The sequence below is a fragment of the Pleomorphomonas oryzae DSM 16300 genome (assembly GCF_000422965.1).
In the GTDB taxonomy this organism is placed as follows: domain Bacteria; phylum Pseudomonadota; class Alphaproteobacteria; order Rhizobiales; family Pleomorphomonadaceae; genus Pleomorphomonas; species Pleomorphomonas oryzae.
Genome location: NZ_AUHB01000006.1, coordinates 61,976 through 74,765, shown reverse-complemented (window position 1 = coordinate 74,765; position 12,790 = coordinate 61,976). Strand labels below are relative to the sequence as shown.

The window sequence follows — 12,790 nt, the reverse complement described above, 5'->3', positions numbered from 1 at the left end:
CGATTTCTCATGTGCATCAAGGGTATGAGAAATCAGCAAGCGGAATACCAAGGGGCATTTTCAATGCCCCTTGGTATGATCATTCCATGGTCGGCATGATGAAGTCAGCGCCGGCGCGGATGCCGGTTGGCCAGCGACTCGTCACCGTCTTGAGGCGGGTGTAGAAGCGCACGCCCTCCGAGCCATGCATGTGGTGGTCACCGAACAGCGACGCCTTCCAGCCGCCGAAGGAATGGAAGGCCATCGGCACCGGGATCGGCACATTGACGCCTACCATGCCGGCCAGGATGCGGGTGGTGAACTCGCGCGCGCTATGACCGTCGCGGGTGAAGATGGCGGCGCCGTTGCCGAACTCATGCTCGTTGACGAGGCGGATGGCGGTATCGAAATCATCGACCCGGACGATGCCAAGCACCGGCCCGAAGATCTCTTCGCGATAGATCTTCATCTCGGTGGTCACGTTGTCGAAAAGCGTGGCGCCCATGAAGTAGCCACTCTCGCCGCCGGGGCTGACGAAGCCGCGGCCGTCGAGCACCAGCGTCGCCCCTTCGTCGACACCGGCGTCAACATAGCCGCGCACCTTTTCGAGATGCGGCTTCGACACCAGCGGGCCCATTTCCGACGCCTTGTCGGTGCCTGCACCGATGACGAGCTTCTGCGCCCGCTCCGTCAGCTTTTGCACCAGGGCGTCAGCGGTGGCCTTGCCGATCGGCAGGGCGATGGAGATGGCCATGCAGCGCTCGCCGGCCGAGCCATAGGCGGCACCCATCAGGGCATCGGCCGCCAAGTCGAGGTCGGCGTCGGGCATGATGACCATGTGGTTCTTGGCACCACCCAGTGCCTGGCAGCGCTTGCCGTTCTTCGTCGCCGTCTCGTAGATGTAGCGGGCGACCGGCGTCGAGCCGACAAAGCTGATGGCGGCGACGTCGCGATCGTGAAGCAGAGCGTCGACGGCGACCTTGTCGCCCTGCACCACCTGGAAAACGCCCTTGGGCAGCCCCGCCTCGGTCAGCCAATCGGCGATCAGTAGCGACGCGCTGGGGCAACGCTCCGACGGCTTCAGGATGAAGGCATTGCCGCAGGCGAGCGCCACAGGGAACATCCACATCGGCACCATGGCGGGAAAATTGAACGGCGTGATGCCGGCGACGACACCGAGCGGCTGGCGTAGCGAGTGGCTGTCGACACCCGTGCCGACATTCTCGGAAAAGTCCCCCTTCAGCAGCTCCGGCGCAGCGATGGCAAATTCCACCACCTCGATGCCGCGCTGGATTTCACCACGCGCGTCGCTCAGCACCTTGCCATGTTCGGCGGTGATCACGGCGGCGAGTTCGCCGGCCCGCTGTTCAAGAATGCCGAGGAAACGGTTGAGAACGCGGGCACGGCGCAATGGCGTGGTTGCTCCCCAGCGCGGCTGAGCCGCCTTGGCGGCTTCAACAGCCTTGCGGACTTCCGCCTCGCTGGCCAGCGCCACCCGTGCCGTTTCAGCACCTGTCGCCGGATTGAAAACCGGAGCCGTGCGATCCGAGCTGGGAGATACGCGTTGCCCGTCGATGAAGTGTCGGATGGTTGTCGTCATTTCACTTATTTCCCTCTGGTTGCTGCGGCGCTCGATACGCGCTTGAGATGATGAAACACCAACGCTTGTTGCGCGGCAATATGCTGGCACGGGAAACCATTGTGCATTAATGTGAAGACATGGACTGGGATCACTTCCGCGTATTTCTGGCCGTGGCCCGCGGTGGCCAGCTTTCGGCTGCCGCCCGTCGGCTGGGCGTCAACCACACGACGGTTGCGCGCCGTCTTGATGCATTGGAAGCCGAACTCGGCGCGGCGTTGTTCGAGCGACGGCCATCCGGCTGCGTCCTGACGGAAGCCGGTGAGCGCTTGATTCCATTGGCTGAACGCATCGAGATCGAGACGCGCGCCGCCCTGGCGGCGGTTTCTTCGAAGGACACGGAGATCTCCGGCACCGTTCGCGTTGGCGCGCCCGATGGTCTCGGCAACAGTTTTCTCGCGCGCGAACTGGGGTTGTTCGCAGAACAGCATCCGGGCATCACCGTGGAACTGGTGCCGCTGCCGGTTAAATTCTCGGTGTCGCGACGGGAAGCCGATCTGGTCATCGAGCTGTCGCGCCCGACAACTGGACGCCTCGTTGCCACCCGGCTGGTCGACTATACGCTCGGCGTCTACGCGGCGGAGGGTTACGTCGCCAACCACGGGCAGCCGGCCGGCCTGGACGACCTTGCTGGCCACCGCCTCGTCGCCGGCATCGACGACTACACCTACTCGTCGGCGCTCGATTATTCTGCGACGCTGCAGGCCTATTCCAAACGGCTATACCGCTGCGCCGGTGCGACGAGCCAATTCGAAGCGATTTGCGCCGGAGCCGGTATCGGCGTGCTGCATGACTTCATGGCGCTCGACGCGGCGGGGCTCGTTCGCGTTCTTCCCGAGGTGACGTTTTCTCGCACCTATTGGCTCGTCGGCCACCCCGGCGCGACATCGATCGCGGCCATTGCCGCCTGCCGCCGTTTCCTGATCGAGACGTTCCGCCGGCAACGGCGGCACTTCCAGCCGCTTGGCGCGACCAAGGCATCATCGTCTCCTGAAGTCGCCTAACTTGGGATGGATTTCCAATAAATTCGGAAATTATGGAACGAACTTCCACCGCCTCCCGTCAGCTCACAAGCCTGTGCTTTGGCGATGCTGCGCCTTTCGTATAAAATTCCGCCAGCCGATCAAGTTATCTGTGTGTGGGTGACGGTCATGGACAGGGCGCCGAGACTGCGGGTAGGCGAAGTTGCAAAGGGTCGCTCGGCGGCCATCGATCTTTATTGGCATCGCCTCAGGAGCGAAGCGGAAGCCGCCATGATCCGCGAGCCGGCGCTCACCTCGCTTCTCGCGTCGACCATTCTCGAGCAGCCCGATCTGGCGACGGCGCTCGCCAGTCGCATCGGCCAGCGCTTGGCTGGGGATGAACTGTCCTCCGAAATGATCGCCCGAATAGTCCTGAAGGTGATCGATGCCGAGCCAACCATTCTCGATGCCGTGCATGCCGATCTCAAGGCCGTAGTCGAGCGCGACCCGGCATCGGGCCGGCTGATCGAGCCTTTCCTGTTCTTCAAGGGCTTCTCGTCCATCCAGACGCATCGTGTCGCCCATCACCTTTGGAGGGCCGGCCGGCGTGACATGGCACTCGTCTTGCAAAGTCGCTCTTCGTCGGTGTTCCAGACAGACATTCATCCAGGCGCCACGATCGGGCAGGGCATATTCATCGACCATGCCACTGGCGTTGTGATCGGCGAGACTGCCGAGATCGAGGATGAGGTATCCATTCTGCAGGATGTGACGCTCGGCGGCACCGGCACCCATACCGGCAAGCGCCATCCGACCATCCGCACCGGTGTGATGATCGGCGCCGGTGCGCAAATCTTTGGGCCGGTCGAAATCGGCGCCTATTCCAAGATAGCAGCCGGCTCGTTGGTGACGACGACGGTGCCCGCCCATTCGACGGCAGTTGGTACGCCGGCCCGCATCATCCTCGGCGATGCACCCGACAATCCGGCCCGCAACATGGACCAGATGCTGACTGAGCGCGACTATTCAGCCTTCACCTGGGTAATCTGAGATCTTCCTTCGCTGGAATTGAAAAAGGGCGGCCCGAATTGACGGACCGCCCTTTTTCAATTGTGCCTCTGCTCAGCGGAACAGGTGTGGCAGCCACAGGGACGCGGCGGGCACATAAGTGACGATCATCAGCACCACGAAGGCGGCAAAATAGAACGGCCAGATGGTGCGGACGGCCTGCAGGATCGGGATCTTGGCGATGGCGCAGGTGACGAACAGTACCGACCCCACCGGCGGCGTGCACAGGCCGATGCCGAGGTTGAGGATCAGGATGGCGCCGAACTGAACCGGATCCATGCCGAAGGCGGTGACCACCGGCAGGAAGATCGGGGTGGTGATGATGATCAGCGGCGCCATGTCCATGAAGCAGCCGAGCACCAGCAGGATCAGGTTGAGCAGCAGGAAGATGACGATCGGGTTGTCGGACACGGCGTGCATCGCCGCGACCATGGCCGTCGGCACCTGCATGAGCGCCAGCAGCCAGGCAAACGAGGCGGCCGAACCGATCACCATCAACACCATGGCGGTTGTGCGAACGGCGCCCAGCGTTGCCTCGCGGAAATCCTCCCAGCTCATCGAGCGGTAGACCAGCAGGGTGACGAGCAGCGCGTAGATCAGCGCGATGCAGGAGCTTTCCGTCGCCGTGAAGATGCCCGAACGGACGCCGCCGAAGATGATGGCGATCAGCAGGATGCCGGGAATTGCGTTCAAGACGATGGGGCCGATGTTGCGCCAGCCGGGGAAAACTTCCGCCGGATAGCCGCGGCGTCGAGCCACCCAGTAGGCAGCGACCATCAGCGAAGCGGCCAGCATCAGGCCGGGAATAACGCCGGCGGTGAACAGGTCGGCAATGGAAATGGTGCCGCCGGCCGAGATCGAATAGATGATCATGTTGTGCGACGGCGGGATCAGCAGCGCGATGATGGCGCCGACCGAGGTGATGTTCACCGCATAGTCGACGTCATAGCCGCGCTTTCTCATCTGCGGGATCATCAGGCCGCCGACCGCCGATGCGTCGGCGACCGCCGAGCCGGAAACACCGCCGAACATGGTCGAGGCGACGATGTTGACCTGCCCGAGACCGCCGCGCATGTGGCCGACCATCGAGGCGGCCAGCCGCACCAGCTTCTCCGCGATACCGCCGCGCACCATGACGTCGCCGGCATAGATGAAGAAGGGGATGGCCAGGAGCGCGAAGGCGCTGATGCCGGAGTTGAGACGCTGCACGACGATGACAGGCGGCATGCCCATGTAAAGAATGGTGAATAGCGACGAGATCGCCAGGCAGAAGGCGATCGGTGTGCCAAGCACCAGCAGGCCCACGAAGGAGCCGAACAGGATCCAGAGTTCCATCAGGCAGTATCCTTCGGCAGCGAGGCTTCGATGACGTCGGCCGCGGGCGCGCCGGGCCCGGAGTGCATGTTGACGATCCGCTCGATGGCGAACAGCGTGAACAGCAGCCCCGAACAGGTCAGTGGCAGGAAGTCGGTGGCGCCGGTGATGCCAAGGCCGGGGATCAGCGTGTCCCATGTCCGGACCGCCAACTCGAACCCGTACCAGGAAATGAACAGGCCAAAGATGGCGATCAGCGTCAGCGAGATGGTGTCGAGCAGACGATTGACCGACGGAGGCGCCACGTAGCGCAGCAGATCGAGACCGAGGTGGAAGTTCTCACGAACACCGACGGCGGCACCCAGGAAGATGAACCAGCCCATCAACTGGATGGCCATGGGCTCGGCAAATGTCAGCGAGAAATTGAGAACGTAGCGACTGAACACTTGGGCGCCGACGACCGCCGTCATGAGCACCAGGGCGGTACCGGCCGCCGCCAGAGCCAGTCCGGCCAGCCTGTCGACCAAGCGGGAAAGGAAAGTATGTCGAGTTTTCATGGCACCACCGAGATCTTGACGAGCCGGGCACCGCCCGGCGATGACCGGGCGGCGACTGGGGTGTCGAGCCGGACACTCCGGCCCAGGGTACCGGTTATTCGGTCGCCTGGATGCGGGCGACCAGATCCTTGAGCTTCGGATCGGTGATGAACTTGTCGTAGACGGGCTTCATCGCCTCGATGAATGGCGCCTTGTCGATCTGGGCGACGATCGCGCCGCCTTCCCGTACCTTGGCCTTCGAACTCTTCTCGCGAGCTGCCCACAGCTCGCGCATCTTGGGAACGCTGTCCTTGGCAGCCTGACGGATGACAGCCTGATCTTCGGGCGTCAGCTTGTCGAAGCTCGTCTTGGCCATGACCAGTACTTCCGGCTGCAGCGAATGCTCGGTCAGGGTGTAATACTTGGCGACTTCGAAGTGGCGCGTGGATTCATAGGAAGGCCAGTTATTCTCGGCGCCGTCGATGACGCCGGTCTGCAGGCCCGAGTAGACCTCGCCGAACGGCATCGGCGTCGGGTTGGTGCCCATGGCCTGAGCGGTGGCGACCCACATGTCGGACTGCTGCACGCGCAGTTTCAAGCCCTTGAGATCGGCGATCGAGTTGATGGGTTTCTTGGTGTAGATCGAGCGGGCGCCGGAGTCGTAATAGCAAAGAGCGATCAAGCCCTTGGCTTCGAACGCCTTTAGAATCTCCTCGCCGATCGGGCCGTCGACGACATGGTGCATGTGATCGACCGACTTGAAGACGAAGGGCAGGCCGAGCACTGAGGTCTCGGGCACGACATTGTTAAATTGGGCGGTCGAGACACGGTTGAAATCGATGACGCCGAACTGCGTCTGCTCGATGGTGTCCTTCTCGGAGCCGAGCACGCCGTTGTTGAATTCCTGGACCTTGATGCGCCCGCCGGTCCTCTCCTCCACCAGCTTGCCCATGTAGATCACCGCCTCGACGGTGGGGTAGCCGTCTGGGTGAATGTCGGCGGCCCGGAATGTAACCGTGTCGGCGGCCAGGGCGTTGCCCACGAGCCCGAAGGCTCCGACCACGCCGAGTACATAGCTGAACTCTCGCTTCATGCCTTCCTCCCTTGGCGGCTAGATAGCCACTTTGCCCGCGGTTTCAGCTGGCGGGCCCAGCCCCTCGCACTTGCCTGCCTTGGCTCCTCAACCAGACGGCAGGTTCAGTTCCCAAATGTTGGCGGCCGGTCAGTGACCGGCCGGACTCGCGGCGACAACCTCGATGTCGCAGGCGGCAACGGCGGAAAATTCGATGCGTCCCCGGTCGCCGGGCGACACCCGATGGATTCCGGTGGTCATGCCGGTCAGCACCACGTCGCCGGCCCGCAGATACCGCCCGCGGGTCAATAAATGCTCGGCCAGGAACTGCAGGGCGCCGATGGGGCCGCCCATGACATTGGCGGCCGTGCCTTCGCCGGCAACGTTACCGTTGATCAGCATGCGTGATGTGAGCGCCGCCGGAACAGCCGTGCTCCAGCCAGGAATTTCCGGTCCAACGACGGCTCCGGCATTATTGCCATGGTCGGAGATAACGGCGGTGGGCCCGAGGTCGTTCAAGGTTGCTAGTGGACTTGAGGCTATTTCCGAGCCGGCGTGCAGGCCGGACAGCGCCGCACCGATCATCTCGGCCGTAAACGTACTTTCGACGGGCAAAAGATCGCGAGCGAAGACGGCGACAAACTCGGCTTCCAGCGCTGCAAAACCACCGGCAAATACGGCTGCTCGCGCGGTGCCACCATTTGGCAACCGATGGATGCTGCCAGCCATGATTGGCCCGGCGAGACGATTGGCGCCGAGACGTTCACGCAGATCGGGGCGAATGCCGGCGACCTTCCAGCCGGCGATGGCGCGACCGCCGAGGGTAATGGCTCGCTCCTGCACACGGTAGGCGTCGGCCAGCGTCTCGGGCAGGATGCGCGGAAAGGCATCAAGCACCATGGCGGCCCGGCGTGCCTCGACGAAACGCAAGGCAATGTGTTCGGCGTCGTCTTCGTGCAATTGCATGCCTGCCACTCCCCCTGGCTGCCGGCACACCAGCTTTCCGTAAGACCTGGGCATCCCCCACCCGGGGCCTGACGAAGGATGGCATTTCCACTACCATACTGATGTGGTATGGCAGCTGTCGAGTGAGAAAAGCGGCATGCAGACCTTTTGCTTGCCGCCGCATTGGCGGGTGTCAGCAAATGACGGTCGTTCTCCCGGACAGTTCCGAGGACTCGGCGGCGCGGCGCGTCGAGCGCGAGTTGCGCAAGGCAATCATAACCCTCGAGATTCAGCCGGGAGCCTCGCTGTCGGAGAAGGAACTTGCGGATCGCTACGGCGTGTCGCGGCAGCCGGTGCGCGAAGCACTGATCAATCTGGGCAAGGCCGGTCTGGTGGGGATTCAGCCGCGGCGTGGCACCTTCGTGGTCAAGATCTCGCTCGATCTGATGCGGCAAGCCCGCTTCGTTCGTGAGTCCGTCGAGGTGGCGGTGGTGCGCCGCGCCTGCATTTCATTCCTTCCGGAGGTACGCGAACGAATGGAGGGCATTCTGGCTCGGCAGGTCGATCTTGCCGCCAGCCAATCTCACTACGCGTTCCAGCGGGAGGACGAAGCCTTTCATGCGGCTCTTGCGGAGGGAGCTGGCGTGCCGGCGGCTTGGGCTACGCTCGAGACCATCAAGGCTCACATGGATCGGGTGTGCCATCTGACCCTGCCGCTCCCGGAAACCTTGCCGAAGGTGGTCGACGAACACCGCCGAATTGTCGATGCCATCGACAACCACGACGCGGACAGGGCGGAAGTGGCGCTCAAGGTTCATCTCGACGGAATTCTCAAGGCATTACCCAGAGTTCAGGAGCAATTTGGCTTTCTGTTCGTGTGAAGCCGCTTCTCCGAATGACGCTTCCGTGCGACCGATGATCCGTTCTGCAACAAAATGATACTTTCTGCTTAAAGACGATAGCTTTCGTTGACGGCTGGGCCGTCACGAAACTAGGTTGGCCGCAACGGGTGAGGAGTGCGGTTATGTTGGGCGAGAGCGGGCGGACGCATGTTGCCGCGGTCGATGTCGGTGCCGGTAGCGGTCGCGTCATGCTGGCAACCTTCGGCGGCGATCGCATCGAACTTGCCGAAGCGCACCGCTTCGAAACCCCGCTCGGCGTGGACGTGCCGACCGGACATGACTGCTGGGATAGCGAGGCGATCGTTCGGGAAATCCGCGTCGGCATCGACAAGGCCGAGGCTATGGCGCCGATCGATAGCGTCGGCTGCGACACATGGGGCGTCGATTATGTTTTGCTCGACGAGACATTGCGTCAGGTCGGTCTTTCGGTGGCCTACCGCGACGATCGAACAGCCGGATTGATCGACGAAGTGACGTCCATCATGCCGGCTGCCGAAATCTACCGGCGTACCGGCATTCATTTCCAGCCTTACAATACGCTCTATCAGTTGCGCGCCACGGCAAAGCAGCATCCCGACTGGCTGTCGGCCGCGCGGCATCTGCTGTTCACGCCTGATTATCTGCATTTCCGCCTGTCCGGTGTGATCGCCAACGAGTATTCCATTTCCACGACGTCACAGCTCCTGTCGCTCGAGACGCGCGATTGGGATCCGGATCTTCTGGCGTTGGCCGGCGTTCGGCCGGGGCTGATGAGAAAACCGGTGGAACCGGGCACGGTGCTCGGACCGATGACCGGTCGCGATGGACGACGGCCGGTTCTGGTGATCGCACCGGGTGGCCACGATACCGCGTCAGCCGTGGCAGCGGCGCCTCTCGGTGGACCCGATGAAGCCTTCCTGTCGTCGGGAACCTGGTCGCTGATGGGGCTCGAAAGCGCCGTTCCCTACGTGGGCGATTTGGCGCGCGGGTTCAACATCGGCAACGAGGGTGGGGTCTGCGGCCGCTACCGCGTTTTGAAGAACCTGATGGGGCTCTGGCTGATCCAACGGGTGCGCAAGGAATTTGGCGAACCGGCGTTCAGCGATCTCGTGGCCGCCGCTGCGGCGGCGCCCGCCTGGACGAGCCTCATCAACCCAGACGACCCGCGCTTTCTCAATCCCTCCTCCATGACCGACACCATCCGGACATTGGCCGCCGAGCATGGTGAGTCGGTGCCCGACGGTCTCGGAGCAGTTGCCCGGACGGTGTTCGACAGCCTTGCCCTCGATTACGCACGGGTGAAGGACGAACTGGAAGCGCTGACGGGCCGGCCACTCACCCATGTCCGCATCATCGGCGGTGGATCTCAGAACGGACTGCTCAACCAGTTGACAGCCGATGCCTGCGGCATCCCGGTCAGCGCCGGACCGGTTGAGACCTCCGCACTCGGCAATGCCGCTCTCCAGATGATGGGGCTCGGCGTGATCGGCTCCCTGGAGGAGGCGAGACGCATTGTGCGCCGGTCGTTCGCGGTGAAGGAAGTTGCTCCGGCAGCCACCGTTCCGTCCGGCGTTCGCGACCGCTTTCGGTCGATCGTCAAGGCTACCACCGCGATTCACTGAGGCGATCCGCCGCTGTCGGGCCTTGCCAAAAATGTCGGAAAAGAGCGGGTTCCTTATCCTATTTGCTAAGGGAAACCCCTCGCGTTAACCGTTTCCTTACCTTGTCGCGGCGGGTGGGATACAATAATCCAGTTCTGTTCGCATCGTTACAGTGAAGCGGAAGGCTGCCTTGGGATGAGGCGCTGCCTTGTTCGTTCGATCCGGACTCCTGGGGAGGAGGAGGGACAAGCGAAAAGGCGGCGAACCTGATGGGACCCGGAGCAAAATCGAGCCTTTTGGCGCCCGGCATATCGTGCCGGGACGGTGGTTTTGTTTGCCTGTCGTACCACGTCCCCGGTCATGCTTCCGTCGGGAGGACAAGATGTCAACAGTCGCCAAGATGCCCCGTTCGCCGGGCGAGTGGCTCGTCTGGATACTGATCGCTGCCGTCGGCGCCATCGCCCTCGGCGTTGTGGCTCTCAGCCGTGGCGAGACGATCAACGCACTATGGCTGGTGGTTGCGGCCGTTGCCACCTATCTCGTCGCGTATCGCTTCTATGCGCTTTATATCGTCAGCTGGGTTGTCGGTGCGGATCCCGCGCGGCGGACGCCGGCCGTGCGGCGTAACGACGGCCTCGATTATGTTCCGACCGACAAATACGTGCTGTTCGGTCATCACTTCGCGGCCATCGCTGGCGCAGGTCCGTTGGTCGGGCCGGTGCTTGCCGCGCAGATGGGCTATCTGCCTGGCACCATGTGGCTGATCGCCGGCGTGATCTTCGCCGGTGCGGTTCAGGACCTGCTGATCCTGTTCGCTTCGACCCGCCGCGACGGGCGGTCGCTCGGCGACATGATCAAGACTGAGCTCGGTCCGGTGCCTGGAATCGTCGCCTCGATCGGCATCCTGATGATCATGATCATCCTGCTGGCGGTGCTCGCCCTGATCGTCGTCAAGGCGCTGGCCGGCAGTCCGTGGGGCACCTTCACGGTGTTTGCCACCATTCCGATCGCCGTCCTGATGGGCCTCTACAGCCGCTTCTTCCGGCCCGGCCGCATCGGCGAAATGAGCGCCATCGGCGTGGTGTTGCTGCTGCTCGCCATCATCTTCGGTCGCACGGTGGCCGAGAGCGAAACGCTGGCACCGCTGTTCACCTACAAGGGTGAGGCTCTGGCCCTCATCCTGATCGGCTATGGCTTCGTTGCCTCGGTTCTGCCGGTGTGGTTGCTGCTTGCTCCACGCGATTATCTTTCGACCTTCCTGAAGATCGGCACCATCCTGGCGCTGGCCGTCGGCATCGTCTTCGTGATGCCGGAGATGAAGATGCCGGCGGTGACCAAGTTCATCGACGGTACGGGACCGGTGTTCTCCGGTAACCTGTTCCCGTTCCTGTTCATCACCATCGCCTGCGGCGCCATCTCGGGCTTCCACTCACTGATCGCTTCGGGCACCACGCCCAAGATGATCGAGAACGAGAGCCAGTTCCGCTTCATCGGCTATGGCGCGATGCTGATGGAAAGCTTCGTCGGTATCATGGCGCTGATTGCCGCCTCGGTGATCGAGCCGGGCGTCTATTTCGCCATGAACACGGCGCCGGGCGTCATCGGCACCACCGCCGACCAGGCGGCGCAGGTGATCTCGGCCTGGGACCCGCTGTTCACCGTCACGCCGGACATGCTGACGGAGATGGCTAGGAACGTCGGCGAGGCGACCATCCTGTCGCGCGCTGGCGGTGCCCCGACACTGGCTGTCGGTATGGCGCACATCCTGTCAGGCGCGGTCGGCGGCGTGGCGCTGATGCCTTTCTGGTATCACTTTGCCATCCTGTTCGAGGCGCTGTTCATCCTGACGACGGTTGATGCCGGTACGCGTGTCGCCCGCTTCATGATCCAGGATCTGCTCGGCACGGCTGTCCCGGCCTTCCGCCAGACCCACAGCTGGCCGGCCAACCTCGTGGCAACGGCGATCGCCGTCGCGGCCTGGGGGTACTTCCTCTACCAAGGCGTGGTCGATCCACTCGGCGGCATCAATACGCTGTGGCCCCTGTTCGGTATCGCCAACCAGATGCTGGCAGCCATAGCGCTGGCCTTTGCCACGGTGATGCTGTTCAAGATGAAGCGGCAGGCTTATGCTTGGGTGGCGCTGGTTCCGCTCGCCTGGCTGTCCGTCTGCACGCTGACAGCCGGCTGGCAGAAGCTGTTTGACGGTCGCCCGGCAGTGGGGTTCATCGCCCAGGCCAACCGCTTCTCCAAGGCAATCGCCGACGGCACCGTCCTGGCGCCGGCCAAGACTATCGAGGACATGCAGCGTGTCGTCTTCAACCAGTGGGTCGATGCGGCGCTGACCGCCGTGTTCATGATCATTGTCGTCGGCATGCTGGTGTTCGGTGTGCAGGCGATGCTGCGGGCGCTGCGCGAGCAGAAACCAACCGCGAGCGAGGTGGGCGATGACATGTCAGGTGTGCGGCCTCAGGCTACCTGATCCGCGTGAGCTGGGTCAGAAGTTCGTCCAGACGGCACGCCTGATGGTGGGCGTTCCCGATTACGACACCTACGTCGCTCATCGGACCACCAACCATCCGGACCAGCCGGTGATGACCAAGGAAGAGTTCTTCCGCAACAGCCAGGAGCGCCGCTACGGCGGTGGTTCCAACGGCGGCGTGTTCCGCTGCTGCTAAATGACGATCTACCCAGACAGCGCCGGCTTCTTCTTCACGGAGGGGCCGGTGCCGTTATTTCGCCGACTAGTTTTGCGACGATTCCTACGCCCAAGTTTGCGAAGGGCAGGATAGTGGG

Annotated in this window: 11 protein-coding genes; 6 read left to right on the top strand and 5 right to left on the bottom strand. The window is 63.0% G+C overall.

The window, feature by feature from the left end; translation table 11 throughout:
* Nucleotides 1-79 precede the first annotated feature (79 nt).
* The gene (locus tag G522_RS0111515; RefSeq protein WP_026791175.1) at nt 80-1,579 is read right to left on the bottom strand and encodes a CoA-acylating methylmalonate-semialdehyde dehydrogenase; all 1,500 of its coding nucleotides are present in this window, start codon (nt 1,577-1,579) and stop codon (nt 80-82) included.
* Nucleotides 1,580-1,698: 119 nt separating this feature from the next.
* Here G522_RS0111515 and G522_RS26525 point away from each other — a divergent pair, with 119 nt between their 5' ends.
* Both G522_RS26525 and cysE read left to right on the top strand, forming a co-directional pair.
* A complete protein-coding gene (locus tag G522_RS26525; RefSeq protein ID WP_051228553.1) occupies nt 1,699-2,622 on the top strand; it encodes a LysR family transcriptional regulator in 924 nt (307 codons plus the stop codon).
* Between the two features lie 147 nt (nt 2,623-2,769).
* Nucleotides 2,770-3,630 carry a serine O-acetyltransferase gene (gene cysE / locus G522_RS0111505; protein WP_026791174.1) on the top strand — a complete coding sequence of 287 codons (861 nt, stop codon included), beginning with the start codon at nt 2,770-2,772 and terminating at the stop codon, nt 3,628-3,630.
* A gap of 72 nt (nt 3,631-3,702) precedes the next feature.
* On the opposite strand, the gene G522_RS0111500 is transcribed toward cysE, so the two are convergent.
* From G522_RS0111500 to G522_RS26515, 4 genes are all read right to left on the bottom strand, one after another.
* Entirely contained in the window at nt 3,703-4,983 is a 1,281-nt protein-coding gene (locus G522_RS0111500; protein WP_026791173.1) for a TRAP transporter large permease, read from the bottom strand.
* Nucleotides 4,983-5,519: a TRAP transporter small permease gene (locus G522_RS26520; RefSeq protein ID WP_036839007.1), complete on the bottom strand. Its 537-nt coding sequence runs from the start codon at nt 5,517-5,519 to the stop codon at nt 4,983-4,985. The genes G522_RS0111500 and G522_RS26520 overlap by 1 nt, the downstream gene beginning before the upstream one ends.
* 94 nt (nt 5,520-5,613) lie before the next feature.
* Entirely contained in the window at nt 5,614-6,591 is a 978-nt protein-coding gene (locus tag G522_RS0111490; protein WP_026791172.1) for a TRAP transporter substrate-binding protein, read from the bottom strand.
* A gap of 129 nt (nt 6,592-6,720) precedes the next feature.
* Complete coding sequence (locus tag G522_RS26515; protein ID WP_036839004.1) at nt 6,721-7,536, bottom strand: 2-keto-4-pentenoate hydratase; 816 nt, start codon at nt 7,534-7,536, stop codon at nt 6,721-6,723.
* A gap of 179 nt (nt 7,537-7,715) precedes the next feature.
* Between G522_RS26515 and G522_RS0111480 the strand changes: the two genes are divergently transcribed.
* From G522_RS0111480 to G522_RS0111465, 4 genes are all read left to right on the top strand, one after another.
* Nucleotides 7,716-8,396, top strand: coding sequence for a GntR family transcriptional regulator (locus tag G522_RS0111480; protein WP_026791171.1), 681 nt, complete (start codon nt 7,716-7,718; stop codon nt 8,394-8,396).
* A 143-nt stretch (nt 8,397-8,539) separates the two neighbouring features.
* Nucleotides 8,540-10,018 (top strand): rhamnulokinase, encoded by a 1,479-nt coding sequence (gene rhaB, locus G522_RS26510; RefSeq protein WP_051228552.1) that lies wholly within the window; start codon nt 8,540-8,542, stop codon nt 10,016-10,018.
* A 361-nt stretch (nt 10,019-10,379) separates the two neighbouring features.
* On the top strand, nt 10,380-12,476 hold the full coding sequence (locus G522_RS0111470) for a carbon starvation CstA family protein (RefSeq protein ID WP_051228551.1): 2,097 nt from the start codon (nt 10,380-10,382) through the stop codon (nt 12,474-12,476).
* The gene (locus G522_RS0111465) at nt 12,442-12,672 is read left to right on the top strand and encodes a YbdD/YjiX family protein (RefSeq protein ID WP_051228550.1); all 231 of its coding nucleotides are present in this window, start codon (nt 12,442-12,444) and stop codon (nt 12,670-12,672) included. The genes G522_RS0111470 and G522_RS0111465 overlap by 35 nt, the downstream gene beginning before the upstream one ends.
* The last annotated feature ends 118 nt before the right edge of the window (nt 12,673-12,790 follow it).

Excerpts from the sequence above, each read along its gene's own strand:
- G522_RS0111515 (WP_026791175.1), bottom strand. The coding sequence starts at position 1,579 with ATGACGACAACCATCCGACACTTCATCGACGGGCAACGCGTATCTCCC.
- G522_RS26525 (WP_051228553.1), top strand. The coding sequence starts at position 1,699 with ATGGACTGGGATCACTTCCGCGTATTTCTGGCCGTGGCCCGCGGTGGC.
- cysE (WP_026791174.1), top strand. The coding sequence starts at position 2,770 with ATGGACAGGGCGCCGAGACTGCGGGTAGGCGAAGTTGCAAAGGGTCGC.
- G522_RS0111500 (WP_026791173.1), bottom strand. The coding sequence starts at position 4,983 with ATGGAACTCTGGATCCTGTTCGGCTCCTTCGTGGGCCTGCTGGTGCTT.
- G522_RS26520 (WP_036839007.1), bottom strand. The coding sequence starts at position 5,519 with ATGAAAACTCGACATACTTTCCTTTCCCGCTTGGTCGACAGGCTGGCC.
- G522_RS0111490 (WP_026791172.1), bottom strand. The coding sequence starts at position 6,591 with ATGAAGCGAGAGTTCAGCTATGTACTCGGCGTGGTCGGAGCCTTCGGG.
- G522_RS26515 (WP_036839004.1), bottom strand. The coding sequence starts at position 7,536 with ATGCAATTGCACGAAGACGACGCCGAACACATTGCCTTGCGTTTCGTC.
- G522_RS0111480 (WP_026791171.1), top strand. The coding sequence starts at position 7,716 with ATGACGGTCGTTCTCCCGGACAGTTCCGAGGACTCGGCGGCGCGGCGC.
- rhaB (WP_051228552.1), top strand. The coding sequence starts at position 8,540 with ATGTTGGGCGAGAGCGGGCGGACGCATGTTGCCGCGGTCGATGTCGGT.
- G522_RS0111470 (WP_051228551.1), top strand. The coding sequence starts at position 10,380 with ATGTCAACAGTCGCCAAGATGCCCCGTTCGCCGGGCGAGTGGCTCGTC.
- G522_RS0111465 (WP_051228550.1), top strand. The coding sequence starts at position 12,442 with ATGACATGTCAGGTGTGCGGCCTCAGGCTACCTGATCCGCGTGAGCTG.